Origin of the sequence: Pseudomonas silensiensis, assembly GCF_050434865.1 — a bacterium.
GTDB lineage: Bacteria > Pseudomonadota > Gammaproteobacteria > Pseudomonadales > Pseudomonadaceae > Aquipseudomonas > Aquipseudomonas fluorescens_W.
This window is the reverse complement of sequence record NZ_JBNDJH010000021.1, coordinates 102726-128840: the sequence shown is the minus strand read 5'-3', so window position 1 is coordinate 128840 and position 26115 is coordinate 102726. Positions and strand designations below refer to the sequence as shown.

20 protein-coding genes are annotated in these 26115 nt (G+C 58.6%); 13 read left to right on the top strand and 7 right to left on the bottom strand.

What is annotated here, in order from left to right; translation table 11 throughout:
• Positions 1-150 precede the first annotated feature (150 nt).
• On the bottom strand, positions 151-2079 hold the full coding sequence (locus tag QF010_RS25495; protein WP_033061929.1) for a transglycosylase SLT domain-containing protein: 1929 nt from the start codon (positions 2077-2079) through the stop codon (positions 151-153).
• 213 nt (positions 2080-2292) lie between these two features.
• Here QF010_RS25495 and QF010_RS25490 point away from each other — a divergent pair, with 213 nt between their 5' ends.
• Positions 2293-4212: an ATP-binding cassette domain-containing protein gene (locus QF010_RS25490; protein ID WP_429534175.1), complete on the top strand. Its 1920-nt coding sequence runs from the start codon at positions 2293-2295 to the stop codon at positions 4210-4212.
• 66 nt (positions 4213-4278) lie between these two features.
• Here QF010_RS25490 and QF010_RS25485 read toward each other — a convergent pair whose 3' ends face one another.
• Entirely contained in the window at positions 4279-4716 is a 438-nt protein-coding gene (locus QF010_RS25485) for a universal stress protein (RefSeq protein WP_008151425.1), read from the bottom strand.
• 104 nt (positions 4717-4820) lie between these two features.
• On the opposite strand from QF010_RS25485, the gene QF010_RS25480 reads away from it, so the two are divergent.
• The 9 genes from QF010_RS25480 to QF010_RS25440 all read left to right on the top strand — a co-directional run bounded on the left by QF010_RS25480 (position 4821) and on the right by QF010_RS25440 (position 14928).
• Positions 4821-5258: a hypothetical protein gene (locus tag QF010_RS25480; protein WP_033061927.1), complete on the top strand. Its 438-nt coding sequence runs from the start codon at positions 4821-4823 to the stop codon at positions 5256-5258.
• Positions 5259-5798: 540 nt separating this feature from the next.
• Positions 5799-7946: a fatty acid oxidation complex subunit alpha FadB gene (fadB, locus tag QF010_RS25475; RefSeq protein ID WP_033061926.1), complete on the top strand. Its 2148-nt coding sequence runs from the start codon at positions 5799-5801 to the stop codon at positions 7944-7946.
• 29 nt (positions 7947-7975) lie between these two features.
• Entirely contained in the window at positions 7976-9151 is a 1176-nt protein-coding gene (gene fadA, locus QF010_RS25470) for an acetyl-CoA C-acyltransferase FadA (RefSeq protein ID WP_008007076.1), read from the top strand.
• Between the two features lie 99 nt (positions 9152-9250).
• A complete protein-coding gene (locus tag QF010_RS25465) occupies positions 9251-9487 on the top strand; it encodes a DUF1653 domain-containing protein (protein ID WP_007953059.1) in 237 nt (78 codons plus the stop codon).
• Between the two features lie 114 nt (positions 9488-9601).
• Positions 9602-12235, top strand: a complete 2634-nt coding sequence (gene topA / locus QF010_RS25460) for a type I DNA topoisomerase (protein ID WP_033061924.1) — start codon at positions 9602-9604, stop codon at positions 12233-12235.
• A 141-nt stretch (positions 12236-12376) separates the two neighbouring features.
• Positions 12377-12901: a DUF6586 family protein gene (locus QF010_RS25455; RefSeq protein ID WP_033061922.1), complete on the top strand. Its 525-nt coding sequence runs from the start codon at positions 12377-12379 to the stop codon at positions 12899-12901.
• A gap of 52 nt (positions 12902-12953) precedes the next feature.
• Positions 12954-13988 carry a hypothetical protein gene (locus QF010_RS25450; RefSeq protein WP_429534174.1) on the top strand — a complete coding sequence of 345 codons (1035 nt, stop codon included), beginning with the start codon at positions 12954-12956 and terminating at the stop codon, positions 13986-13988.
• 3 nt (positions 13989-13991) lie between these two features.
• Positions 13992-14549 carry a LemA family protein gene (locus QF010_RS25445; RefSeq protein ID WP_429534173.1) on the top strand — a complete coding sequence of 186 codons (558 nt, stop codon included), beginning with the start codon at positions 13992-13994 and terminating at the stop codon, positions 14547-14549.
• Between the two features lie 145 nt (positions 14550-14694).
• Entirely contained in the window at positions 14695-14928 is a 234-nt protein-coding gene (locus QF010_RS25440; protein ID WP_046055277.1) for a hypothetical protein, read from the top strand.
• A 94-nt stretch (positions 14929-15022) separates the two neighbouring features.
• On the opposite strand, the gene sulA is transcribed toward QF010_RS25440, so the two are convergent.
• Together sulA and lexA are read right to left on the bottom strand one after the other, a co-directional pair.
• Positions 15023-15496: an SOS-induced cell division inhibitor SulA gene (sulA, locus tag QF010_RS25435; protein ID WP_046055276.1), complete on the bottom strand. Its 474-nt coding sequence runs from the start codon at positions 15494-15496 to the stop codon at positions 15023-15025.
• Positions 15497-15506: 10 nt separating this feature from the next.
• Positions 15507-16115 (bottom strand): transcriptional repressor LexA, encoded by a 609-nt coding sequence (gene lexA, locus QF010_RS25430; protein WP_007933171.1) that lies wholly within the window; start codon positions 16113-16115, stop codon positions 15507-15509.
• A gap of 229 nt (positions 16116-16344) precedes the next feature.
• Here lexA and QF010_RS25425 point away from each other — a divergent pair, with 229 nt between their 5' ends.
• From QF010_RS25425 to QF010_RS25415, 3 genes are all read left to right on the top strand, one after another.
• Entirely contained in the window at positions 16345-17052 is a 708-nt protein-coding gene (locus tag QF010_RS25425; RefSeq protein ID WP_033061916.1) for a TetR/AcrR family transcriptional regulator, read from the top strand.
• Positions 17053-17210: 158 nt separating this feature from the next.
• Positions 17211-18221, top strand: a complete 1011-nt coding sequence (gene nagZ / locus QF010_RS25420; RefSeq protein ID WP_429534172.1) for a beta-N-acetylhexosaminidase — start codon at positions 17211-17213, stop codon at positions 18219-18221.
• Between the two features lie 12 nt (positions 18222-18233).
• On the top strand, positions 18234-18971 hold the full coding sequence (locus QF010_RS25415; RefSeq protein ID WP_429512583.1) for an S-methyl-5'-thioinosine phosphorylase: 738 nt from the start codon (positions 18234-18236) through the stop codon (positions 18969-18971).
• 109 nt (positions 18972-19080) lie between these two features.
• On the opposite strand, the gene QF010_RS25410 is transcribed toward QF010_RS25415, so the two are convergent.
• The 3 genes from QF010_RS25410 to mfd are packed head-to-tail and all read right to left on the bottom strand — an operon-like array spanning position 19081 to position 25823.
• On the bottom strand, positions 19081-21774 hold the full coding sequence (locus tag QF010_RS25410; protein WP_429512585.1) for a DEAD/DEAH box helicase: 2694 nt from the start codon (positions 21772-21774) through the stop codon (positions 19081-19083).
• 10 nt (positions 21775-21784) lie between these two features.
• Entirely contained in the window at positions 21785-22363 is a 579-nt protein-coding gene (locus QF010_RS25405; RefSeq protein WP_429534171.1) for a CsiV family protein, read from the bottom strand.
• A 10-nt stretch (positions 22364-22373) separates the two neighbouring features.
• Positions 22374-25823: a transcription-repair coupling factor gene (mfd, locus tag QF010_RS25400; RefSeq protein ID WP_033061911.1), complete on the bottom strand. Its 3450-nt coding sequence runs from the start codon at positions 25821-25823 to the stop codon at positions 22374-22376.
• Positions 25824-26115 lie beyond the last annotated feature (292 nt).

The window sequence follows — 26115 nt, the reverse complement described above, 5'->3', positions numbered from 1 at the left end:
CAAAGTCATCAAACGGATGGCGTACGGCTACAGGGATAGCGAATTCTTTTTCATGAAGATCAAGAGCGTCTTTCCCGGTAATCCGTGAAGAACCAAAAAAATGCCCGCATCAATCGATGCGGGCATTTTCGTCAGTGCTTCAACGCGGGCTCATTGATCGTCAAAGTAGCGCTCATGCCAATCCACCAGCGGTTGCGGTGAGTTGAGCTTCTGGCCGTAGATCACCGAGTACGACAGCACGTTTTGTACGTACTGGCGGGTTTCGTCGAACGGAATGCTTTCCACCCAGACGTCAAAGCTCAGGTGGTCCGCGCCGCGCAGCCACTGACGTACGCGACCCGGGCCGGCGTTATAGGCGGCGGAGGCGAGGACGCGGTTGCCGTTGAACTGGCTGTGGACCTGGCTCAGGTAAGCGGCGCCGAGCTGGATGTTCTTGTCCGGGTCCAGCACTTGCTGCGGCGAGGCCAGCGGGATGCTGAACTTGCGCGCGGTTTCCTTGGCGGTGCCGGGCATCAGTTGCATCAGGCCGCTGGCGCCGACGCCGGAACGGGCGTCGTCCATGAAAGCACTTTCCTGGCGAGTGATGGCGAACACCCAGCTCGAGTGCAGGCCGCGAACCTTGGCTTCACGCACCATTGTTTCGCGGTGGGCCATCGGGAAGCGGATGTCCAGGTCGTCCCAGTACTGCGCCTGACTGATGGTGCGGATTGCCGGGAAATACCATTTCAGGTCGTAGGCCAGTTTCGCCTGGGCAACCATTTCGTCCCGGCTGAAGTGGCGGCTGACGTGGTACCACTCACGGCGACCGTCGACGATCTGTCCACGAGCGTGAAACTCAAGCGCCCGACGCACGCCCGGTGTATTGCGCACCTTGTTGATCAGCGCCTGGCTCAGCACCAGTGGTTTGTTGACCAGCGAATAGGGTAACTGCGAGCGATCAGCGGCAAGGAAACCGTAGAAATCACGCTCGCGGGCGAGGCCCTTATACAGCGTCTGCGCTTCCGGGTTCTGCGGTTGCGCCAGTTCCAGACTTCGGGCTTGCCAATAGCGCCAGCGGTTGGTGGTCGCCAGGTCCTGCGGCAAGCGGCGAGTCAGTTGATAGGCGTCGTCCCAGCGGGCCAGGCGCAGCAGCAGACGCAGGCGCCATTCGGAAACCGTGTTGTCTCGCAATTCCGGGTCGTACTTGGTCATCACGTCCAGCGCGCGGCTGTCGAAACGTCGTGCGAGGGTCAAGCCGATTTCACGGGCGATGGCCACTTTCTCATCACGGGAGAAGTGCATGCTGCTGGCGTAACCGTCGAGCAGCTCCATGGCCTTGTCCGGGTCTTGCTTGGCCAAGCGGCGTAGGCCAAGGCTGACCACGTCAGACATCGGCTCATCGGCCGGGGTGAAGCGCGACGGCTGGTTGAGCAGTTCGGGTTTTTGCGCCACATCAATCAGCAAACGACCACGAGGGGCGAGGGTGGTCAGGCCGTTGACCAGGCTGTTGGCCAGCGGATAGTTACGCGCCTGGGCGGCAAGTTTGGTGCGCTCCCAGCGTTTTTGCTCGGTCAACTGGCCTTCGGCAGCCCATTGCCCGAACAGCGCATCGCACGCGGCGGGTTGGGATTTGCCGGTCAGCCAGAGTTTATTGGCGTTGGCGTAACCTTCGGCTTTCTGGTTATGCCCGATCTGATACTGCGCGTTCAGGCAGTCCAGTTCGGTGAAATTGAGCTTGGGGTCGTAGTACCTGACGAAGGTCGCCCAGTCGCCGCGTTCGGCCAACCAACGCAACCAGCGCAACTTCATCCAGTTGGCCTGGGGCAGGTCACCGTGCTCGGCGAGGAATTTCTCGATTTCGGCATTGCTCGCGGTTTTAAGGCGGGCGGTCAGTTCGTCATACGCCAGGTACGGCTCCAGCGGGTAATCGCTGAGGGCCTGGCTGTAGCGGAAATAAGGACCGGTATCCCCTTTGGCGAGGGCACGCTTGGCTTCATCGTAATACTGACGCTGGGTGGACAGGTCCACTGCCTGGGCGGTTTGAACGGCAGTGGCAGACAAAAGAAAACAGGATAAAAGACTGAAAAGGCGACTGCGCATGAGACGTCCGGGCAGAGAAATCATGACAAGTGCGGGCATGGCCTGCACTGAATTGTCTGTAGCTTAGCCTTTTGCCAGCAGCGGGTGAAAGCTTTGCCGGCCTGTCAGCATCAGTTCGCAACATTTGTCATGCAGAGTGTCGCGAAGGTGAAATTGCCGGCCTTCTGAAGCCTCAAGTCAGGTAGAATGCGCGCCCGGTTTTTGGAGAAGCTCATGACCCTGCTCAAATTCAGCGATGTGTCCCTTGCTTTCGGCGCTATGCCGTTGTTGGACAAGGTGTCCTGGCAGATCGCCCGTGGTGAGCGGGTGTGCATCATCGGCCGCAATGGCACTGGCAAGTCCAGCATGATGAAGCTCGTCAAGGGCGACCAGAAGCCTGACGAAGGCTCCGTTTGGCGCGCACCTGGCCTCAAGATTGGCGAATTGCCGCAAGAATTGCCGGTAGCCGACGAGCGGACCGTGTTCGACGTGGTGGCCGAAGGCCTGGACGGTGTCGGCGAGCTGCTCGCGCAGTATCACCACCTCAGCCAGAACATCGTCACAGACGCCGACCTGGACAAACTGATGCACGTCCAGCACGACCTCGAAGCCCGTGATGGCTGGCGTTTGCAGCAATTGGTCGACAGCACGTTGAGCCGTCTGCAGCTGCCGGCCGACAAGACCCTCGCCGAGTTGTCCGGCGGCTGGCGTCGTCGCGTCCTGCTGGCTCAGGCTCTGGTGTCCGAACCCGATCTGTTGCTGCTCGACGAACCGACCAACCACCTGGACATCGGTGCAATTGCCTGGCTCGAAGAAGCGCTGAAGGATTTCCAGGGCGCCGTGCTGTTCATCACGCACGACCGCTCATTCCTGCAAAACCTCGCCACCCGCATCCTGGAACTGGATCGCGGCGGCCTGATTGACTGGAACGGCGACTACGCCAGCTTCCTCGTGCACAAAGAAGCCTCGCTGGCCGCTGAAGAAACCGCCAACGCACTGTTCGACAAAAAGCTGGCTCAGGAAGAAGTCTGGATCCGTCAGGGCATCAAGGCGCGCCGCACCCGTAACGAAGGCCGCGTACGCGCATTGAAAGCGTTGCGCGTCGAGCGCAGCGAACGTCGCGAGCGCACCGGCAAGGCCAACATTCAGCTGGACACCGCTGACAAGTCCGGCAAGCAGGTGATGGTCCTCGAGAACGTGAGCTTCGCTCACCCGGGCGGCCCGTTCCTGATCAAGGATTTCTCGATGGTCCTGACGCGCGGCGACCGTATTGGTCTGCTGGGCGCCAACGGTACCGGCAAAACCACACTGCTGAAGCTGATGCTCAGCGGTCTGCAGCCAACCAGCGGCACAGTGGAAGAGGGGACGCGTATCGACGTGGCTTACTTCGACCAGTTGCGCCATCAGCTGGACCTGGAAAAGACCGTAATTGACAACGTTGCGGAAGGTCGCGACTTCATCGATATCGATGGTCAGAGCCGTCACGTGCTGAGCTACCTCGGCGATTTCCTGTTCAGCCCGCAGCGTGCCCGCACGCCGGTCAAGGCGCTGTCAGGTGGTGAGCGTGCGCGTCTGTTGTTGGCGAAACTGTTCAGCAAACCGGCGAACCTGCTGGTCCTCGACGAACCGACCAACGACCTCGACGTCGAAACCCTCGAGTTGCTGGAAGAGGTCTTGCTGACCTTCAACGGCACCGTGCTGATGGTCAGCCACGACCGGGCATTCCTCGACAACGTGGTCACCAGCACCCTGGTCTTCGAAGGTGAAGGCAAGGTTCGCGAATACGTCGGTGGTTATCAGGACTGGCTGCGTCAGGGCGGCTCGCCGCGCCTGCTGGGCGTGACCGAGAGCAAGTCCGGCAAAGCCGACCTGACCTCCGCGGTCGTGACGGCCGAAGCTGCGCCAGTCGCTGCTGTCGTCGAAGCGCCGGTGGCGAAGAAGAAGCTCAGCTACAAGTTGCAGCGTGAGCTGGAAATGTTGCCGGGCCAGATCGAAGCCATGGAACAGCAGATCGTTACCGTTGAGGCGCAAATGGCCGACGCCGGTTTCTATCAGCGTCCTGCTGCCGAGACCGCTGCAGTGATCGCTCAGTTGGAGCAATTGCAGGCTGAGCTCGACGTAATGGTCGAGCGCTGGGCCGAGCTGGATGCCTGATTGATCCTGCTATAAAAAAGCCCGGCGTTCAGTGATGAGCGCCGGGCTTTTTGCAGGAGCTGTGGTTTAACTTTTGATCAGGCGCACCGCGAGCACATCACAGGGCGCACCATGCAGCACGTCATTGGCAGTCGAGCCCAGCAGCAATGCCAGGCCGTGTCGGCCATGGCTGCCCACCACGATCAGGTCGCAGGTTTGTTCCTTGGCCAGGTGGTGGATCTCCTGGCGTGGCTGGCCGTAGGTCAGGTGGCTGTATTCTTTGGAGAGTTCCGGATACTTCACGATCAGCCGGTCCAGGCGTTCTTTGGCCTGATCGAACTGCTGTTGTTGCAGTTGTGACAGGTCCATGGGGACGTCACCACCAAAGGCCATGGCCATTGGCTCGACAATGTGCACCAGGGACAGCTTCGCCCCGTTGCTCACCGACAGTTCGCGAGCGCGGTGGATTACAGGATCGCACTCTTCGGTTAGATCTACAGCGACCAGAATGTGGTTGTAGGGCATGAGGTGCTCCTCCTGAGGGTTGCAATATTGGTAAGTATGGCTGGTTTCAAGCGCATTGTTTTCAAAGTGACTCAATGCGCTCATCAAGAATCGGGAGTACAGATATGACGGTCTGGATAGTGGTGTCAATCATGTTGGTGGTACTGAGTCCACTGGCATGGTTGCGGCCGTCGCGCCACCAAAGCGGCCGCATGGCCCTGCGCATGGAGGCGCGACGCATCGGATTGGCGATGCAACTGGCGCCTCAGGAGTGGCCACACTGGCTGAGCCAGGAGCCGCCGAGCCCTTGCGCCCAGTACCATCGACCGCGGCGTGGCAATCGGCCGGCGTGCTGGAGTTATTGGCAAAAAGCGCCGGGTGTGTGGGTCAATCAGTGGCAGGAGGTCTGCGAGGAGCCTGCGCTGCTGATTCATTTCGAAAAGTTGCCGGACAACGTTTACAAGGTCGAAGCAGACAAGCAGATGATCACGTTGTATTGGGGCGAGAAGGGCGAAGCGACGGTTTTGCAGGATATTGATGCGGTGCTGAAAGCGCTGGCATAAATCGCGGAAATTTCGCGCCGCAATGGCGCGAAACGTCCGGCAGACAGGCAATAAAAAGCCCGACATCATCATCGGGCTGGAGTTGGCCAGGCAGGCCGGAAATTCTGTGTGGCGCTGATATTACGCCGGGCATTCGCCGAAAGCGTTGATGTTTTTTCCTCAAGGTCCCGCCAGCGTAGCTTGTCAAACAACGGCTGCAGCGAATTAGGGCGACTTTTCTAACTATTGATCCTATGAATGGCCTCACATGCAGCCGTGTGTTGCAGGTCTTCGTGTTACGGAAATGACCGGAAAGTCGCGTTTCAACCCGTATTTTGGGCGATTGACAATTGTCGGAAATTCCGTGAAGGTGACGTACCCAAATCAAACGGGCGTATGAATTGAGCGTTTGTATTACAGACCGCTCCTACAGAATCCCGACTATCGCGTTGGCGGGTGTGCCGGGTGGATGGGCGTAGCATTGACGTTAAACGTCCTTGCCGAGCCATTCGCCTGCGTCCGACGTGTACTGTTCAGCTTCCATATCGTGGAGATCAGTTGATGATTTACGAAGGTAAAGCCATCACGGTTAAGGCTCTTGAAAGTGGCATCGTCGAATTGAAATTCGACCTCAAGGGTGAGTCCGTCAACAAGTTCAACCGTCTAACCCTGAACGAACTGCGTCAGGCCGTAGACACCATCAAGGCAGATGCTTCGATCAAGGGTGTGATCGTCAGCAGTGGCAAGGACGTATTCATCGTCGGCGCCGACATCACCGAATTTGTCGAGAACTTCAAGCTGCCTGATGCAGAGCTTGTTGCTGGCAACCTGGAAGCCAACAAGATTTTCAGCGATTTCGAAGACCTCAACGTCCCGACTGTCGCCGCGATCAACGGCATCGCCCTGGGTGGCGGTCTGGAAATGTGCCTGGCGGCTGACTACCGCGTCATGTCCACCAAGGCCAAGATCGGTCTGCCGGAAGTCAAACTGGGCATCTACCCGGGCTTCGGCGGTACCGTGCGCCTGCCGCGCATCATCGGTGCCGATAACGCCATCGAATGGATTGCCGCCGGCAAGGAAAACCGTCCTGACGACGCGCTGAAAGTCGGCGCAGTCGACGCAGTGGTTGCCCCTGAGAAACTGCAGGAAGCGGCCCTGGAGCTGATCAAGCGCGCCATCTCCGGCGAGTTCGACTACAAGGCCAAGCGTCAGCCGAAGCTCGAAAAGCTCAAGCTCAACGCCATCGAACAAATGATGTCGTTCGAAACCGCCAAGGGTTTCGTGGCCGGTCAAGCGGGCCCGAACTACCCGGCACCGGTCGAAGCGATCAAAACCATCCAGAAAGCCGCGAACTTCGGTCGCGACAAGGCACTGGAAGTCGAAGCCAACGGTTTCGTCAAACTGGCCAAGACCTCTGCCGCGCAGAGCTTGATCGGTCTGTTCCTGAACGATCAGGAACTGAAGAAAAAGGCCAAGGCCTACGACGAAATCGCCAAGGACGTGAAGCAGGCTGCCGTATTGGGCGCTGGCATCATGGGTGGCGGTATCGCTTATCAGTCGGCCTCCAAAGGTACGCCGATCCTGATGAAAGACATCAACGAGCACGGCATCGAGCAAGGTCTGGCCGAAGCTGCCAAATTGCTGGTGGGCCGCGTTGATAAAGGTCGCATGACTCCGGCGAAAATGGCCGAAGTGCTCAATGGCATTCGTCCGACCCTGTCCTACGGTGATTTCGGTCACGTCGATCTGGTCGTCGAAGCCGTTGTCGAGAACCCGAAGGTCAAGCAAGCCGTTCTGGCCGAAGTCGAAGACAAGGTCAAAGAGGACACCATCCTCGCGTCCAACACCTCGACCATTTCCATCACCTTGCTGGCCAAAGCCCTCAAGCGTCCGGAAAACTTCGTCGGCATGCACTTCTTCAACCCGGTGCACATGATGCCGCTGGTTGAAGTGATCCGTGGCGAGAAGTCCAGCGAAGTGGCCGTTGCCACCACCGTTGCCTACGCCAAGAAAATGGGCAAGAACCCGATCGTCGTCAACGACTGCCCGGGCTTCCTGGTCAACCGCGTGCTGTTCCCGTACTTCGGCGGTTTCGCCAAGCTGGTCAGCGCCGGCGTGGACTTCGTCCGTATCGACAAGGTCATGGAAAAATTCGGCTGGCCGATGGGCCCGGCATACCTGATGGACGTGGTCGGCATCGACACCGGTCACCATGGTCGTGACGTCATGGCTGAAGGCTTCCCGGACCGCATGAAAGACGATCGTCGTTCGGCCGTCGACGTGCTCTACGAAGCCAAGCGCCTGGGCCAGAAGAACGGCAAGGGCTTCTACGCCTACGAGACCGACAAGCGCGGCAAGCAGAAGAAAGTCGCTGATCCGTCGGTACTGGAAGTGCTCAAGCCGATCGTTTTCGAACAGCGCGAAGTCACTGACGAAGACATCATCAACTGGATGATGATCCCGCTGTGCCTGGAAACCGTGCGTTGCCTGGAAGACGGCATTGTCGAAACCGCTGCCGAAGCCGACATGGGTCTGGTCTACGGTATTGGTTTCCCTCCATTCCGTGGCGGTGCGCTGCGCTACATCGATTCGATCGGTGTTGCAGAGTTCGTTGCCCTGGCTGACCAGTACGCTGATTTGGGCGCGCTGTACCACCCGACCGCAAAACTGCGTGAAATGGCCAAAACCGGCCAGCGGTTCTTCGGTTAAGCGCCCCCAACTAGAGTGAGAGTGAATATATGAGCTTGAATCCTAGAGACGTCGTGATTGTCGACTTCGGTCGTACTCCGATGGGCCGCTCCAAGGGCGGCATGCACCGCAACACCCGCGCTGAAGACATGTCGGCGCACCTGATCAGTAAACTGCTGGAACGCAACGTCAAGGTTGATCCGAGCGAAGTCGAAGACGTGATCTGGGGCTGTGTGAACCAGACCCTGGAGCAGGGCTGGAACATCGCCCGCATGGCGTCCCTGATGACTCAGATCCCGCACACTGCTGCCGGCCAGACCGTCAGCCGTCTGTGTGGTTCGTCGATGAGCGCTCTGCACACTGCTGCGCAAGCGATCATGACCGGCAACGGTGACGTGTTCGTGGTTGGCGGCGTCGAGCATATGGGTCACGTCAGCATGATGCACGGCGTCGATCCGAACCCGCACATGTCTCTGTACGCGGCGAAAGCCTCGGGCATGATGGGTTTGACCGCTGAAATGCTGGGTAAAATGCACGGCATTACTCGCGAACAACAGGACGCTTTCGGCGTGCGCTCCCACCAGCTCGCTCACAAGGCGACACTGGAAGGCAAGTTCAAAGACGAAATCATCCCGATGCAGGGCTACGACGAGAACGGTTTCCTGAAACTGTTCGACTACGACGAAACCATTCGTCCGGAAACTACCCTGGAAAGCCTGGCGGCTCTGAAGCCAGCGTTCAACCCAAAGGGCGGCACCGTGACAGCCGGTACTTCGTCGCAAATCACCGATGGTGCTTCGTGCATGATCGTGATGTCGGCGCAGCGTGCACAGGACCTGGGTATTCAGCCTATGGCGGTGATTCGTTCGATGGCAGTGGCAGGTGTGGACCCGGCAATCATGGGCTATGGTCCAGTACCGGCCACACAAAAAGCGCTGAAGCGCGCGGGTCTTGGCATTAACGATATCGACTTCTTCGAGCTCAACGAAGCTTTCGCCGCACAGGCCCTGCCAGTGCTGAAAGATTTGAAAGTACTCGACAAGATGAACGAGAAGGTTAACCTGCACGGCGGTGCGATCGCCCTGGGTCACCCGTTCGGTTGCTCCGGTGCACGTATCTCCGGCACTCTGTTGAACGTGATGAAGCAAAATGGCGGCACCTTCGGGGTAGCCACCATGTGCATTGGTCTCGGCCAAGGCATCTCCACCGTCTTCGAACGCGTTTAAGCGTTTCGTTGAAGGAAGCCGGGGCCAAGTGCCCCGGTTTTTGTTTTTCTGAATTTATTTTTGTTTTTATTTTGAAAAGATTTGAGCGAGGGCCAAACCATGCCGATACAACCTGGGCTCTACCAACATTACAAAGGTCCGCAGTACCGCGTATTCAGTGTTGCGCGGCATTCGGAAACCGAAGAAGAAGTGGTCTTCTACCAAGCCCTGTATGGCGATTACGGCTTTTGGGTGCGTCCCTTGAGCATGTTCCTGGAGTCGGTCGAGGTTGACGGCGAACAGGTGCCACGCTTTGCTTTGGTGCAAGCCGAACCAAGCCTTTTTTCCAAGCCATAAGCTGAGTGCGCGCAATACCCTGCGCTTGACCTCACCTTGTAGCCACTATATATAGCGGTGCCGCGTCAGGCGCCAACCGCCTTTCACTTCTAGAATTCAGGAATTTTCTGATCCATGGGCAAATCGCTGGTCATTGTGGAATCCCCGGCTAAGGCCAAGACCATCAACAAGTATCTGGGTAACCAATACGTGGTGAAGTCGAGTATCGGCCATATCCGAGACCTGCCCACCAGCGGTTCGGCTAGCGCCAGCAAAGAGCCAGCCGCCAAGCGCGGCAAGGCCGCCGCGGGTGAAGGTCCGGTGCTCACGCCGAAAGAGAAGGCGCGCAAGCAGCTGGTCTCGCGCATGGGTGTCGATCCCGATCATGGCTGGAAAGCCAAGTACGAGATCCTCCCGGGCAAGGAAAAGGTCATCGAAGAGCTGCGCCGGCTCGCCAAAGATGCTGACACCATCTATCTCGCAACCGACTTGGATCGCGAGGGGGAAGCCATTGCCTGGCACCTGCGCGAAGCCATCGGTGGTGATGACAGCCGCTACAAGCGCGTGGTGTTCAACGAAATCACCAAGAAAGCGATCCAGGAAGCCTTCTCCAAACCGGGCGAGCTGGACATCGATCGTGTAAACGCCCAACAGGCGCGTCGTTTCCTCGATCGCGTGGTGGGTTACATGGTTTCGCCACTGCTGTGGGCCAAAGTGGCTCGTGGTCTGTCCGCCGGTCGCGTGCAGTCGGTAGCCGTGAAGCTGGTGGTTGAGCGTGAGCGTGAAATCCGCGCGTTCAACCCGGAAGAGTACTGGGAAGTTCACGCCGACCTCGGCACCGCCAAGGGCGCCACCGTGCGCTTTGATGTCGCTCGCGAGAAAGGGGAAGCCTTCAAGCCGCTTAACGAAGCCCAGGCCATGGCCGCGCTGGAGAAGCTCAAGGCTTCCAGCTACAGCATCGTCAAGCGCGAAGACAAACCGACCAGCAGCAAGCCGTCGGCACCGTTCATCACGTCCACTCTGCAACAGGCCGCGAGTAACCGCCTGGGCTTCGGCGTGAAGAAAACCATGATGATGGCCCAGCGTCTGTACGAAGCCGGCTACATCACTTACATGCGTACCGACTCCACCAACCTCTCGGCCGATGCCGTGACGATGGCGCGTACTTATATTGAAGGCGAGTTCGGCAAGAAGTACCTGCCGGAAAACCCGAATGTCTACAGCAGCAAGGAAGGCGCACAGGAGGCTCACGAAGCGATTCGTCCGTCCGACGCCAACACCGAGCCAAGCAAGCTGTCGGGCATGGAGCGTGATGCCGAGCGGCTCTACGAGCTGATCTGGCGCCAGTTCCTCGCTTGCCAGATGCTGCCCGCCCAATACCTGTCGACCACTGTCACCGTCGGTGCCGGTGACTTCGAGTTGCGCGCCAAGGGCCGCATCCTGAAGTTCGACGGTTACACCCGCGTCATGCCGCAAATTGCCAAGCCAGGCGATGACGACGTGCTGCCGGACATGGCTCAGGGCGACGCGATGAAGCTGATCAAGCTTGATCCGACCCAGCACTTCACCAAGCCGCCGGCGCGTTACTCGGAAGCGAGCCTGGTTAAAGAAATGGAAAAACGCGGCATCGGTCGTCCTTCGACCTATGCGGCGATCATTTCGACCATCCAGGATCGTGGCTACGTAGCGCTGCACAACCGTCGTTTCTACTCGGAAAAGATGGGCGACATCGTTACCGAACGTCTGGCCGAGAGTTTCTCCAATCTGATGGACTATGGCTTCACCGCTGGCATGGAAGAGAACCTCGATGACGTGGCTCAGGGCGAGCGCGACTGGAAAAACGTGCTCGACGAGTTCTACGGCGACTTCAAGAAGAAACTCGAAGTAGCCGAAAGCGCCGAAGGCGGCATGCGCGCCAACCAACCGGTGATGACTGATATTCCGTGTGTGCTATGCGGTCGTCCGATGCAGATTCGTACCGCATCGACCGGCGTGTTCCTCGGCTGCTCGGGCTACAGCCTGCCACCGAAAGAGCGCTGCAAGGCCACGGTCAACCTGGTGCCGGGCGATGAAATCGCTGCGGACGACGAGGGTGAATCGGAATCGCTGGTCCTGCGTGGCAAGCACCGCTGCCCGATTTGCAGCACGGCGATGGATGCTTACCTGCTGGATGAGAAGCGCAAGCTGCACATCTGCGGTAACAACCCGGATTGCGACGGCTACGAAATCGAAGAAGGCAGCTACCGCATCAAGGGCTACGAAGGTCCGAGCCTGGAATGCGACAAGTGCGGCAGCGAGATGCAGCTCAAAACCGGCCGTTTCGGCAAGTTCTTCGGTTGTACCAATGCGACGTGCAAGAACACCCGCAAACTGCTGAAAAGCGGTGATGCAGCGCCGCCGAAGATGGATCCGGTGAAGATGCCTGAGCTGAAATGCGAAAAGGTCAACGACACTTACATCCTGCGCGACGGTGCTTCCGGCCTGTTCCTGGCGGCCAGTCAATTCCCGAAAAACCGCGAGACGCGTGCTCCGCTGGTCATGGAAATTGTGCCGCACAAGGATGAGATCGATCCGAAGTACCACTTCCTCTGCGAAGCACCGAAGAAAGATCCGGACGGTCTGCCTGCTGTGATCCGTTACAGCCGTAAAACCAAAGAGCAGTACGTACAGACTGAAGTCGACGGTAAGCCGACTGGCTGGAAAGCGTACTACGATGGCGGCAAGTGGACGGTTGAAGACAAGCGCCCGGCGAAGACCGCTAAGGCTTAACAGGTGCTGTACTGAAATGGCCGCATGACAACCCTCAGGTTTTCATGCGGCCTTTTTGTTTTGTGCTTGCGGTGAACTCGGATGATCCACGACACTGTCTGACCTGCGTGAAGCAATTATTTCGTTGTGGAGGCTGCCGTCATGGCCCACGAACTCTATACCCGTACCAACCAGAAGATTTACTTCGCCGGCCTGTCGCTGGAAGCGCTCGCCAGAGCCGAAGAGGGGCGGGCGATGAACTCCCTGGCGCTGATCCAGGCCGGACGCGAGTCAGCCTTGTTTCACCTGTACGGTGCGTTGCTGGGACTGTGCCATGAAATCGCCGGTTTCTATCGCTTACCTCAGGCCAATGCGCCTCGGGCCGAGTTATTACTAACTCGCGAAGTGCTTGAAACTATCGCGATCCCGGAAATGGCCGAGATGGTCGAGTTGGCCAATAATCCGGAAACCTGGCTGGCCAAACTGCTTGCAGCCCATGCTGCACTGTTTCAGCCGCCACGGGCGCCGCACAAGCCTAAGGGTGACGTGACGCAGCCGCTGATCCTGGCCGTTAACCTGGATGAAGAAGAGGCGTCACAAGAGCTGAGCCGGGAAGAACTGGAGAGCTGGCGTCAGAACCTCAAAGGATTGGCGATTCGGTTTCGCGAAGGTTTGAACGAGTGCTGAGCACATAATCGCATCGGACACCGCGTTACATTGATCTCTTCAGGGATGAAGCATGTCTTCCATTTTGCACAACAAAAAACTGCGTCAGTTAATTGAACAGTCGGACGCCCGTGTCGAAGCGGCCACCAGTGCCGCCGATCTGCTCGAGGTGATAAAGCAGCTCAGGGCTTTTGGTGCGCCTCTGGAGTTCGATAACGCCACGCCCAGGTTATTTCGCAATATCGGTTTTGGATTTGTTGCCGCAACCGTTCTTTTCGTACCTTTTGTCGTACTGGGCATCGCTTTTCTATTGGGTGGCTGGCTTGTCATGGATCACAGGTCCGGTGTGATCGACGCACTTTCCAAAAAAATCATCCATAAATCTTCAATGCTCGCCTATGGGTTAAGGGCGTCGTACAGCCCGGATGTGCAAGTGCTGGAGAGCTTGGGTGGGGAGTTCAAGGACTTCCATCGAGGCTCCTACAGCCGACAGATTTTGAAATCGGTTCAAGGTACTTACCTTGGCGCGGTTCATGAGTTGCCTTTCACTTATCAGCACTTGCAGTACGTTGATCGCGAAAGTTACAAGACCACCGTGCCAGACGGGGCGGGCGGTACCAAGGTTGAAACCAAGACGGTTGACCGCGAGTTTGCCCGGTACAGCCTGGTACTGGATTTTCCGTGGGTCGAGAATGTGGTCGTGCGCGGCGACACGCATGTGGGGGTGGATCTTGAGGAGACTCTGGATACAGCATCCAGTGAATTCAATAGCGCGTTTCACCTGACAGGCATTACCCAGATGGCCTGTGCCGTTTTTGCCAAGCCCGCGACGGTGCTGCATCTACTGCAACTCGCTCAGCAATTGAGCGATGTCAATCTGGAGTTCTCGGAACATGGGCGGCTGTGCCTGAGTTTCAGCGATGCTGGATTGCTTGCGCCAAACGCAACCGAGGGGATTAGAAATCTGCCGGCCTTTGAGCCGCTCGTCGAAACGGGTATTCGCCTGCCTCGTCTGGACTTCTTGCTGTCGTGGGTCCACCGACTGGCTGAATTTCATGACGATAACTTCGCGCTTTCCCCGAAACCTTTAAAAAACATGGAGTATTAAACGATGGGGTTGTTATTGATTATCGCGGTGATAGTCGGGATTACCTTCTTGACCTGTTACAACCGAATCATTGGGCGACATAACCGCGCTCAGCGCGCCTGGGCCGATGTCCTGGTTTATGAGCGGCAGAAAACCAGGGTGCTCGATTTACTTGAGCAGCAGGTTGCGGGTTTCAAGGAGTACGAAAGTACGCTGCTGGAAAAGATCACGGGTCTGCGCTCGGCCATCGGCAAGCTGCCACAAGAGGCGAACGGGGACGCTCTACAGCCGGTGCAAAAGGGAACACGGGAATTGCTGGCGGGATTGACCGTGGCATTTGAAGCTTATCCAGAGCTCAAGACCAATGAGTTGGTTAACAACTTCATGCGGGAAATCACAGAGCAGCAAGAAAACGTCGGTGCGGCCATTACCATCTTCAATGGCGCGGTAGAGGTGTTCAATAACTCGATCCAGATGTTTCCTAACTCCTTTGTTAATGGCTGTCTCAACAAAAAATCGGTAATCGTTCCATTTTCCGACTCCCAGGCTTCCGCAGCATTTGAGTACAAGCCGAATTTTTAAAGGTGCAGGACAGCAGGCTCGGTCGGTCTGGAATGCTCGCAAAAAGGTTTTTTGTAACGGCTGGTTGATTACCGCTCCTCAAGATCCCGAGCGAAGCTTGGCCGATGCCTATATAATCCCCGCCTTTCGTGGAGAACAGACCTTTATGCCAACGTCCTTTCTAGAAATCGTCGAGTTACCAGACGGCCGTATTGAGCTGCGCAGGGCTGAGGACGAGGGTTCTCTGGTTACTTTGGATTTCTCCGAGGATGCCAAAGCGTTCTTGCAGGGCCAGCACGTGGAAGTCGCCAAGGCGATGTTGAGCGTCGGCGTTCAGATGGCCGGGCGCTTGGTTGAAGGTGATTTCAATACGGACGAGGGGACTCGGGTTCTTCATTGATCCCGCCCGTCGGTTTTTTGCTGATACCGCTACAGGTCGGCTTCTCTATCCTTGGAGAAGCCCCGCGCTGTTCAATGCGCGCTTTGTTTGTCAGTTAACCCAATCGAATATTCAGGCTTTGTGCGTCCCCGATCCGGGCGGCGCTGATCAACTGTTGCCGTGAAGTTGTGCTCAATGGGTTGAGCCAACTGACTACTGTGTGGCTGCGACCCAGGCGCAAGGCCTCGCAGGTCAACTGCTGAGCGCTCTGAGTACCGCGTGGTTGCAGCAGCAGGATGCGTTCGCGGTTAAGGCCGGCGTCTCGCAACCAGGTCTGGGTCAGGCTGGCGGGCGGAGCGATCAGCGTCAGCCAGCGCGCGTCCTGGTCCTGGCTCAGTTCCCTGAGAATCGGCGCAAGAAGGTTCAGGCAATTCCCGGCTGCACCACGCAGCGACAGCTCACTGAAGACTTCGGGTTCAGCGCTCCAGGGTGACTCGACCACGTCTTTCAGGATCGGCGCCAAGGGCTGCACCATGAAAGCCTCGAACAACGGCAGTTGGGCTTGCTGTGATGTGTGTGGGAACTGCATAAAGCCTCCTTTAGCGGCGAATGACGCCGACACTCAAGCCTTCGATCACCAGTTCCTGATCTTTCAGGTTCACTTCGATAGGGGCGAATTCAGGGTTTTCGGCAATCAACCAGACCTTGCTGCCATCGCGCTTGAAGCGCTTGACGGTCACTTCATCGCCGATCCGTGCGACCACGATCTGGCCGTTGCGGGCTTCGCGGGTGGTGTGCACTGCCAGCAGGTCACCGTCGAAAATGCCCACATCCTTCATGCTCATGCCATGAACCCGAAGCAGATAGTCGGCGCGAGGATGGAAGAACGACGGGTTGATGTTGCAGGACTCTTCGATGTGCTGTTGGGCGAGGATCGGAGCACCGGCAGCCACTCGGCCAATGATCGGCAGGGTGGACTCGTCGGCCTTGGCTTCGAAGCCGGGGATGCGAATACCACGGGAAGCGCCGGGCGTCATCTCGATCGCACCCTTGCGGGCCAGCGCCTTGAGGTGTTCTTCCGCCGCATTGGGCGACTTGAAACCCAGTTCCTGAGCGATTTCCGCGCGGGTGGGCGGGTAGCCGTTGTCTTCGAGGCAGCGTTTGATGAAGGCCAGAATCTCTGCTTGGCGTGGCGTCAGCTTTAGCATATTGATCGCTCTGTCTTTTTATACAGTGACTGGGATTATATACAGTGGAACGGTCTTGGCAATGCTCCTTTTTTTGCCGGCCGCCAGACGGTCGATGAGCCTGCTGATTCGCGCTTGAGAGTTGTATGGTTAAATAGGTGACCGACCATTCCCAAAACGAACCGTCAGGCTTGACAAGGCCTGGGCTGAAACGTATGTTTCAAACAAGTGTTTGTCAGGCGGAGTAGCCATGGCCCAGTCGGAAACCGTTGAACGCATTCTTGATGCTGCCGAGCAATTGTTCGCGGAAAAAGGTTTTGCTGAAACCTCATTGCGTCTGATCACCAGCAAGGCCGGTGTCAATCTGGCGGCGGTGAACTATCACTTCGGTTCGAAGAAGGCGCTGATCCAGGCAGTTTTCTCGCGTTTTCTCGGGCCGTTCTGTTTAAGCCTTGATAAAGAGCTGGAGCGGCGTCAGGCCAAGCCGGAGAACAAACCGACGCTTGAAGAGCTGCTGGAAATCCTCGTCGAGCAAGCCCTGGTGGTGCAACCACGCAGCGGCAACGATCTGTCGATTTTCATGCGCTTGCTGGGTCTGGCTTTCAGTCAGAGCCAAGGGCACTTGCGGCGTTATCTGGAAGACATGTACGGCAAGGTATTCCGCCGCTACATGATGCTGGTCAACGAAGCTGCGCCGCGTATTCCGCCGATTGAGCTGTTCTGGCGCGTGCACTTCATGCTCGGCGCCGCCGCGTTCAGCATGTCCGGTATCAAGGCCCTGCGCGCAATTGCCGAGACCGACTTCGGCGTCAACACCTCCATTGAGCAAGTCATGCGTCTGATGGTGCCGTTCCTGGCGGCGGGTATGCGCGCCGAAACCGGTGTGACCGACGCGGCCATGGCCACCGCGCAGTTGCGTCCGCGCAGCAAATCAACCCCGGTTGCCGCCAAGGTTTAACCGCGCACGGGTGGGCGCGGCAGCTTACATCCGCTAAGCTAGCCGCCCATGCCGACTCTCGTCCTGAACCCGCTCCCCATTTGTATCGCCGACCTGCCGGGCATTGCCCAAGGTGGCGATTGCGTGCGAGCCGGGTTTATCGTTATCAAGGAATCTCTATGACTGCTGGCCTGCAAGGCTCGTTGATGGTGGACGTCGCCGGTACCTGGCTGACGGCTGAAGATCGCCAATTGTTGCGCCAACCCGAAGTGGGCGGCCTGATCATTTTCGCCCGCAACATCGAACACCCGCGTCAGGTGCGCGAGTTGAGCGCTTCAATCCGCGCCATACGCCCCGATCTGCTGCTGGCAGTCGATCAGGAGGGCGGCCGGGTTCAGCGCTTGCGTCAGGGCTTCGTACGACTGCCAGCCATGCGCGCCATCGCTGACAACCCGAATGCCGAGTACCTGGCCGAGCAGTGCGGCTGGATCATGGCGACTGAAGTGCTGGCTGTCGGCCTCGATCTGAGTTTCGCTCCGGTGCTGGACCTCGACTTCCAGCGCAGCGCCGTGGTCGGCACCCGTTCATTTGAAGGTGATCCCGAGCGTGCAGCGTTGCTGGCGGGTGCCTTCATTCGCGGCATGAACAGCGCCGGCATGGCCGCCACCGGCAAGCACTTTCCCGGTCACGGCTGGGCCGAGGCCGATTCCCACGTTGCGATCCCTGTTGATGAGCGCAGTCTCGATGAAATCCGCGCCAATGACCTGGTGCCGTTTACCCGATTGAGCAAGCAACTGGCCGCTGTCATGCCGGCCCACGTTATCTATCCACAAGTCGATTCCCAGCCCGCCGGCTTCTCCCGCCGCTGGTTGCAGGACATCCTGCGTGGCGAGCTACAATTTGACGGCGTGATCTTCAGCGATGACCTGTCCATGGCCGGCGCTCATGTGGTCGGCGATGCGGCCAGCCGTATCGAAGCGGCGCTGACGGCCGGTTGCGACATGGGTCTGGTGTGCAACGATCGCGCGGCCGCTGAATTGGCCCTGAGCGCCGCCCAGCGTCTGAAGGTCAAGCCGTCCGAGCGCATCGCGCGGATGCGCGGCCAGTCGTACGCCAGCACTGAATACCGTCAAGACCCGCGCTGGCTGGCAGCTGTCGGCGCGCTCAAAGAAGCTCAACTGATTGATTGAGGACTTTTCGTTATGACGGTTTACGCGATTATCGGTGGAACCGGCCTGACTCAACTCGAAGGCCTGAGCATTCGTCAATCATTGGCGGTGGAGACGCCGTATGGCGCGCCTTCGGCTGAAGTGCAGATTGGCGAGTACGCCGGCAAGGAAGTGCTGTTCCTTGCGCGCCACGGTCATCCTCACCGTTACCCGCCGCATCAGGTGAACTACCGCGCCAACCTCTGGGCACTGAAACAGGCTGGCGCCGAAGCGATTCTCGCGGTCAACGCCGTGGGTGGGATTCATTCCGCGATGGGTACCGGACATTTCTGCGTGCCGCATCAGCTGATCGACTACACCAGTGGTCGCGAACACACCTATTTCGCCGATGATCTGCAGCAGGTCACACACATCGACTTCAGCTACCCGTACAGCGAGCCACTGCGTCAGCAGTTGATCGCGGCGCTGGCGGCCGAAGGTGTCGGCTACAGCAGCCAAGGCGTGTACGCCTGCACTCAAGGGCCGCGTCTGGAAACCGCCGCTGAAATCGCCAGGCTGGAGCGCGACGGATGCGACATCGTGGGTATGACCGGGATGCCGGAAGCGGCATTGGCTCGCGAGCTGGGACTGGATTACGCCTGTCTGGCGCTGGTAGTAAACCCGGCGGCGGGCAAGTCGACGGCAGTGATCACCATGGCCGAGATCGAGCAAGCGCTGCATGACGGGATGGGCAAGGTGAAATCGACGTTGGCTCGGGTGCTCAAGGGTTGAGCCTGTACCGAGTTGACACCATCGCGGGCAAGCCACGCTCCCACAGGTACAGTGATCACCTGTGGGAGCGGGCTTGCCCGCGATAGCAATTCATCTGGCGTCTTGGATTTCAGCGCTTTTCCAGCTTGTCCGGCAGCGGCGCAAACAACGCTTCAATATCATCACTCTGCAGTTTCCAGTCCCCGGTTTTGCGCCCATCCAGCACGCCAGCTGCCAAGTCGGATTTTTCCTTCTGCAGAAGCTGAATCTTCTCCTCCACCGTGCCCCTGGCAATCATCTTGTAGACGAACACCGGTTTCTCCTGACCAATGCGATACGCCCGGTCAGTGGCCTGATTTTCCGTCGCCGGATTCCACCACGGATCGTAGTGAATCACCGTATCGGCTTCGGTCAGGTTCAGGCCGACGCCACCCGCCTTCAGGCTGATCAGAAAGATCTGACGCTTGCCGCTCTGGAAGTCTTTGACCGGGGCGCGCCGGTCGCGGGTCTGCCCGGTCAGCAACGCATAATCGACTCCGCGTTTTTTCAGCTCATCTTCAATCAGCGACAACATTGAAGTGAACTGCGAGAACAACAGAATCCGCCGACCTTCATCGAACAATTCCTCAAGCATTTCCATCAGGCTGTCGAGCTTGCCCGACGTGCTGCCGCGAGTGGGCAGGGTGGCATCGTTGACCAGGCGCAAATCGCAGCACACCTGACGAAGTTTCAGCAGCGCCTCAAGAATGATGATCTGGCTGCGTGCCACGCCCTTGCGGGTGATCTCGTCGCGGACTTTCTTGTCCATCGCCAGGCGCATGGTTTCGTACACGTCGCGCTGGGCTTCGTTGAGCTCGACCCAATGGATGATTTCGGTTTTCGGCGGCAACTCGGTCGCCACTTGTTCCTTGGTTCGACGCAGCAGGAACGGTTTTATCCGGCCGTTGAGGTGCTGAAGTCGCACTTCGCTGGCGCGTTTTTCGATCGGCACGCGGTAATCGCGATTGAAGCTTTTCACGTCACCTAGCCAGCCGGGTAGCAGGAAGTGAAACAGCGACCACAGCTCGCCCAAGTGGTTTTCCAGCGGCGTGCCGCTCAGGCACAGACGCTGACGAGCATTCAACTCGCGGGCAGCGTGGGCGGCCTTGCTGTTGGGGTTCTTGATGTATTGCGCCTCGTCCAGAACCAACACGTGCAGAGGCTGCGCGGCGAGACGTTCGACGTCCTTGGGCAGCAGCGCATAGGTGGTCAGGATCAGGTCGTAATCGGCCAGCGTGTCGAAATGCTTTTTGCGACTGGCACCGTACAGCGCCAGCACTTTGAGTTGCGGTGTGAAGTGCGCCGCTTCATCCAGCCAGTTGGGGATCAGGCTGGTGGGCATCACCACCATGCACGGCCGATCGAGGCGTCCGGCGTTCTTCTCACTAAGAATGTGCGCCAGGGTCTGTAGGGTTTTGCCCAGACCCATGTCGTCCGCGAGAATCCCGCCGACTTCCAGTTGTCGCAGCGACTGCATCCAGCTCAAGCCTTCCAGCTGATAGGGGCGCAAGGTCGCGTTCAGACCTTCCGGTGCGGTCGCGGTGAAGTCCTTGATGTCCCGCAGCCGCTGGGCAAAGGTGCGAATTTGCTCGCCGCCCTCCCAGAGCAGCGGCAGGTCTTCCAGCGGATTCAGCCGCGTGGCATCAGCTTTGCTCAGGCGCAGCGTCGTTTCGCCGGGCCCTTGCAGGTAGAACTCGCCGAGGGTCGCCAGTACCGGTTTCAATCGGCCGAAGGGCAGGGCGACCTGCAACGGGCCGTACTCGGAGTTCGGGCGATTGGGGATGTTCACCAGGATCAACTCGTCGTCGCGACGTCGTGCAAGGCGTTCCGGGTTGAGGATCTCGGTGTGAGAGCGCATCAGGTTCAGCAGGATCGGCAGCAGGCTCAGCCGTTCGCCGTTAACGATGATGCCCAGCTCCAGATCGAACCAGTCGCGCTCCGGTGCCTGTTCGACGGTGGCGTACCAATCATCCACGGCAGTCAGGTCGAAACCGAAGTCTTCGTCGATCTGCAACTCCCAACCCTGGGTACGCAGCTTCGGCAGTTCGTTGAGGGTGAAGGTCAGCCAGGCGCTGTCGTTGACCATCTCGAAAAGCTCGCCGGCGCTTTCCGGCAAGGCCTTGCTTTGCCGGGTAGCAATTTTGAAGCCGAGGATTCGCAGCTGCTCCCTGTAGGTCTGTTCGACTTCTGGGTGGCGTTTTATCCGCAGTGTCTGAGTTTCCTGACGAATCAGAATGTCAGCGTTCTTCTGTCCGGAAACGTATTCATCCAGATAGCTGAAAGACAAAGCCGCGCGATGCTGAATGTAACGCTGCATCTTGCCATTGCGCGGTTCGAAGGCGCTGAACTCGATGCTCGCCAGCCACAAGCGCGGCACCGGTTGCACGTTATCCACCAGCACTTGAGGTGGCGCTTTAGGGCTACGGTTTTCCAGTACGGCTTGAAGTTTCTCGAGCAGTTCGGCGTCTTGCGCAGCGGCGGGGTAAGCCAGGGTTTCCTGCACTTTCAGCAGTACCGCTGCGCAATGCTTGCAGTTGCTGTGGACCGGGCAGGTGCAGGTGGCATCGATCATCAACAACGTGGCTTTGGCTGACTCGCGCAGGCGAATGGTCTGACGGTAAACGTTACCGCCAGAGCCCTCGCAGGCGGCAATGATCGTGGCGTCGCCGGCCTCGACGATCCTGACGCGGTTCTCCAAAGCGTAGCGACGGCCACGCTCCAGGCTCTGTTCCTTGAATCGGCTGACCCAGGAAGGTGCCAGGGGTTTGCTCAGGGTCGCTGACATAAGGACTCAATCAGTCCGGAATTTCATCGGGGACTGGCCGAGGCGCAGGGGCAGTCAGCGAGGTGATCTTGATCAACATGCCCAAGTGGCCGTTGTCGAGGAAGTTCAGCTGGCCGTTCTTGGTGTGGCTTTCTTGCTTCATGCGTTCGCTGGCGGTGACCATGCCGTTGGCGTCGATCTGGTTGACCCAGAAATCCGCGTCCACATCAGTGAATCGTCCCAGTTTCATGCTCAGCGTGCCCTCGATCGGGAACTGACCGAACTGTTCTTTGCCATCGCTGATCGCCACTTTGCTGGCTTCTTCGCCAAGGTTCTGTTGCCAGGCCTTGTGCAGCAACACCGTGTATTCATTGCTGGCGGTGAGTTTTTCCACTTCAGCATTGAGGCTCGGTGTGCGCAGGCTGTCGGGGCTGATGGGCTGAGCGCCGGCCGCCCAGTCTTCCGGCGCGGCGCGGCTGACGATAGCGGGCACGGCGTTTTGGCGGACCAGAATCATTTCAATCTGATACAAGTCATCGGCAAATGCCGTAGGGGCGACCAGTGCTGTGATTAACATTGGCAACAAGGTCAGAAAGCGAAACAGGCGCATGCGGCGTCCTTCAAGCAGTTTTCGGAATGAGGTGCTCAAACAGCGCCTCTACAGTATTAAAGCGCTCTTCCGGGCGCTCCATCGGCACCTGGAATTTAAACATCGTGGCGCCTTCGAATTTGTAGCGTTTGGGCTGGCTCTGGATCAGCTTGATCAGCGTCAGCGGGTCGACCGGGGTTTGCGTCGCGAACTCGATTCGGCCGCCTTGCGGGCCGCCGTCGACTTTCTTGATGCCCAGTAGCTCGGCCTGCAATTTCAGCGCGGTAATGCGCATCAGGTTCTTGGTCGGTTCCGGCAGCAGACCGAAACGATCGATCATCTCCACCTGCAAGTCCTTGAGGCCTTCCTCGTCGGTGGCCGAGGCAATGCGTTTGTAGAGAATCAGTCGGGCGTGCACGTCCGGCAGATAGTCCTCGGGAATCAACGCCGGTACTCGCAGGTTGACTTCAGGGCCACCGCCGAGCGGTTGATCGAGGTTCGGTTGTTCGCCCTTGCGGATCGACTTCACCGCGCGCTCGAGCATTTCCATGTACAGCGTGAAACCGACGGCCTGGATCTGTCCACTCTGCCCGTCGCCGAGCAATTCGCCAGCGCCACGGATTTCCAGGTCGTTGGTGGCAAGCACGAAGCCCGCGCCGAGGTCCTGGGTATTGGCGATCGCTTCCAGACGCTTTTCGGCGTCAGGCGTGATTTGCTGGCGCGGCGGCGTCAGCAAATAAGCGTAAGCCTGGTGGTGACTGCGACCGACCCGGCCGCGCAACTGGTGCAGCTGCGCCAGACCGAACTTGTCGGCACGCTCGATGATGATGGTGTTGGCGCTCGGCACGTCAATGCCGGTCTCGATGATGGTCGAGGCGATCAGCACGTTGAAGCGCTTGTGGTAGAAGTCGCTCATCACTTGTTCGAGATCGCGTTCGCGCATCTGCCCGTGGCCGATGCCGATCCGCGCTTCCGGCACCAGTTCAGCGAGGTCGGCGGCGCATTTCTCGATGGTCTTCACGTCGTTGTGCAGGTAATAGACCTGACCGCCACGCAACAGCTCACGGAGCAAGGCCTCTTTGACCGTGCTCTTGTTCTGCTCCATGACGAAAGTCCGTACCGACAGGCGACGCGCCGGCGGCGTGGCGATGATCGACAGGTCGCGCATGCCCGACACCGCCATGTTCAGCGTGCGCGGAATCGGCGTGGCGGTCAGGGTGAGGATGTCGACTTCACTGCGCAGGGCCTTGAGCTGTTCCTTCTGACGGACACCGAAACGGTGTTCTTCGTCGATGATCACCAGCCCCAGGTTTTTGATTTTTACATCGTCGGACAGCAACTTGTGCGTACCGATGACGATGTCGATCTTGCCTTCGGCCAGATCCGCGACCGCAGCGTTGACTTCTTTGGTCGACTTGAAGCGGCTCATCACTTCCACGCTCACCGGCCAGTCGGCGAAGCGGTCGCGGAAGCTGTTGTAATGCTGCTGGGCGAGCAGGGTGGTCGGCACCAGAATCGCTACTTGACGACCACCATGCACCGCGATGAACGCTGCGCGCATCGCCACTTCGGTCTTGCCGAAACCAACGTCGCCGCAGACCAGGCGGTCCATCGGTTTCGGCGCGAGCATGTCGGTGCGCACGGCGTCGATGGTGGTTTGCTGGTCCGGGGTTTCTTCGAACGGGAAGCCCGCGCTGAAGGTCGCGTAATCGGCTTTCGGGTCGGCGAATGCATAACCTTCGCGAGCGGCGCGACGGGCATAGATGTCGAGCAACTCGGCGGCCACGTCGCGTACTTGTTCGGCAGCTTTGCGTTTGGCTTTCTGCCAGGTCTCGGAGCCCAGGCGGTGCAGCGGGGCCAGGGCATCGTCGCTGCCGGTGTAACGGGCGATCAGATGCAGGTTGGCCACCGGCACGTAAAGCTTGGCGTTTTCGGCGTATTCGAGGGTCAGGAATTCGGCGGCCTGACTGTCGATTTCCAGAATCGTCAGCCCTAGATAGCGACCGACACCGTGATCGATGTGCACCACCGGTGCGCCTTCGCGCAGCTCGGTGAGGTTTTTGATCACGGCATCGTTGTTGGCGTCGGCGCGTTTCTCGCGGCGACGGCGCTGCATCACACGCTGACCGAACAACGGGCTTTCGGCGACCAGGGCCAGGGCCGGATCGTCGAGTACCAATCCTTCGTCGAGCGGCGCGATGGTGATCGCCAGGCGCTCCTTGCTCGCGATGAAGTCTGGCCAGCTGTCGACGGTTTTCGGACGCAGCTTCAAGCGTTCCAGCAATTCCAGCAGCACTTCACGACGGCCCGCGGACTCGGCAGTAAACAGCACGCGACCGGGGAACTCGTCGAGGAAACCCGCCAGCGCCGCCAACGGTTGGGTGGCTTTGGCTTCGATGGCCAGGTTCGGCAGCTCCCGAGCGGGGAAGCGCTCGCGGCCAACGCCGGTCTCTACGTCCTGTTGGCTGGCGACCACGCGCGGCCAGTTCTTCAGCCGTGCAAAGCAATCTTCCACCGGCAGGAACAGTTCAGCCGGCGGCAATAAAGGACGGGCCGGATCGACGCGGCGCTCTTCATAGCGATTGCGCACGTCGTTCCAGAAGTTTTCCGCCGCCTGTTCGATGCCGGGCAGGGAAAACACTTGCGTGTCCTGCGGCAGGTAATCGAACAGCGTGGAGGTTTCGTCGAAGAACAGCGGCAGGTAGTACTCGATACCGGCCGGTGTAATCCCGCTGCTCAAGTCCTGGAAGATCGGGCAGCGACGGAAGTCGACATCGAAACGCTCACGGAAGCGCGCCTTGAAGCGGGTGACCGCATCCTTTTGCAGCGGAAACTCTCTCGCTGGCAGGAGACGAACCGTTTCAACCTTGTCGATGGAGCGCTGGTTTTCCGGATCGAAGGTACGAAGGGTCTCGATTTCGTCGTCGAACAGGTCAATTCGGAAAGGCAGTTTGCTGCCCATCGGGAACAGATCGATCAACGAGCCGCGCACGGTAAATTCGCCGTGCTCATAGACGGTATCGACGTAGCGATAGCCGCTGGCCTCAAGCCGGGTGCGCATTTGCTCGACATCGAGCTTCTGGCCGATGTCCAGCACCAGGCTGCTGCCGAGCAGGAATTTGGTCGGCGCCAGGCGATGCAGGGCAGTGGTGATCGGCACGACCAGAACGCCATGACTCAGCTCCGGCAATCGATACAACGCGGAGATTCGCTGGGAAATAATGTCCTGGTGCGGCGAAAACAGATCGTAGGGCAGGGTTTCCCAGTCCGGGAAATGCAGCACCGGCAAATCCGGGGCGAAGAAACTCAGCTCCTGTTCCAGCCGTTCGGCACTTTGGCTGTCGGCAGTCAGTAGCAGGGTGAAGCGCTTGGCAGCGCTGGCAGCCTCGGCAATGGCCAGGCTCAGGGCGGCACCGGGTAGGTTGCCCCAGTGCTGTTTACCTGCCGCGGCAGGGAGAAGCGGTAGACGCAGAACGGGCACGGAAGGTTGAGCTCCAAGCGTTGCGACAAAGTCGGTAATTGTAGCGGTCCCGGGTGCCGCCTGTCAGTTGCAGACTGTGTCTATTACGCAGGTTGGGCGAAATGTAGTGGTAAAGACAAAATCGGCCTGTTTTTTAGTAAAAAAGGCTGAATATGTAGTGGCAAAACGGTCTAGTGTTACGGAGGGTTACAGACAAGACAGCGTTGTCTCCAAAAAAACGACTTCGCTGCAGGCCACGGTTTTATTGGGCTTGAGCCGTGCGTCATTTTTTTGAAGCGGAATTTGTTACTGA

Bases quoted from the DNA above. Each gene is read 5' to 3' on its own strand.
- topA (WP_033061924.1), top strand. From the start codon at position 9,602: ATGGGCAAATCGCTGGTCATTGTGGAATCCCCGGCTAAGGCCAAGACC.
- lexA (WP_007933171.1), bottom strand. From the start codon at position 16,115: ATGCTAAAGCTGACGCCACGCCAAGCAGAGATTCTGGCCTTCATCAAA.
- QF010_RS25450 (WP_429534174.1), top strand. From the start codon at position 12,954: ATGTCTTCCATTTTGCACAACAAAAAACTGCGTCAGTTAATTGAACAG.
- fadB (WP_033061926.1), top strand. From the start codon at position 5,799: ATGATTTACGAAGGTAAAGCCATCACGGTTAAGGCTCTTGAAAGTGGC.
- QF010_RS25410 (WP_429512585.1), bottom strand. From the start codon at position 21,774: ATGTCAGCGACCCTGAGCAAACCCCTGGCACCTTCCTGGGTCAGCCGA.
- QF010_RS25415 (WP_429512583.1), top strand. From the start codon at position 18,234: ATGACGGTTTACGCGATTATCGGTGGAACCGGCCTGACTCAACTCGAA.
- sulA (WP_046055276.1), bottom strand. From the start codon at position 15,496: ATGCAGTTCCCACACACATCACAGCAAGCCCAACTGCCGTTGTTCGAG.
- QF010_RS25455 (WP_033061922.1), top strand. From the start codon at position 12,377: ATGGCCCACGAACTCTATACCCGTACCAACCAGAAGATTTACTTCGCC.
- nagZ (WP_429534172.1), top strand. From the start codon at position 17,211: ATGACTGCTGGCCTGCAAGGCTCGTTGATGGTGGACGTCGCCGGTACC.
- QF010_RS25495 (WP_033061929.1), bottom strand. From the start codon at position 2,079: ATGCGCAGTCGCCTTTTCAGTCTTTTATCCTGTTTTCTTTTGTCTGCC.
- QF010_RS25490 (WP_429534175.1), top strand. From the start codon at position 2,293: ATGACCCTGCTCAAATTCAGCGATGTGTCCCTTGCTTTCGGCGCTATG.
- QF010_RS25445 (WP_429534173.1), top strand. From the start codon at position 13,992: ATGGGGTTGTTATTGATTATCGCGGTGATAGTCGGGATTACCTTCTTG.
- QF010_RS25485 (WP_008151425.1), bottom strand. From the start codon at position 4,716: ATGCCCTACAACCACATTCTGGTCGCTGTAGATCTAACCGAAGAGTGC.
- QF010_RS25440 (WP_046055277.1), top strand. From the start codon at position 14,695: ATGCCAACGTCCTTTCTAGAAATCGTCGAGTTACCAGACGGCCGTATT.
- fadA (WP_008007076.1), top strand. From the start codon at position 7,976: ATGAGCTTGAATCCTAGAGACGTCGTGATTGTCGACTTCGGTCGTACT.
- QF010_RS25425 (WP_033061916.1), top strand. From the start codon at position 16,345: ATGGCCCAGTCGGAAACCGTTGAACGCATTCTTGATGCTGCCGAGCAA.
- QF010_RS25465 (WP_007953059.1), top strand. From the start codon at position 9,251: ATGCCGATACAACCTGGGCTCTACCAACATTACAAAGGTCCGCAGTAC.
- QF010_RS25480 (WP_033061927.1), top strand. From the start codon at position 4,821: ATGACGGTCTGGATAGTGGTGTCAATCATGTTGGTGGTACTGAGTCCA.
- QF010_RS25405 (WP_429534171.1), bottom strand. From the start codon at position 22,363: ATGCGCCTGTTTCGCTTTCTGACCTTGTTGCCAATGTTAATCACAGCA.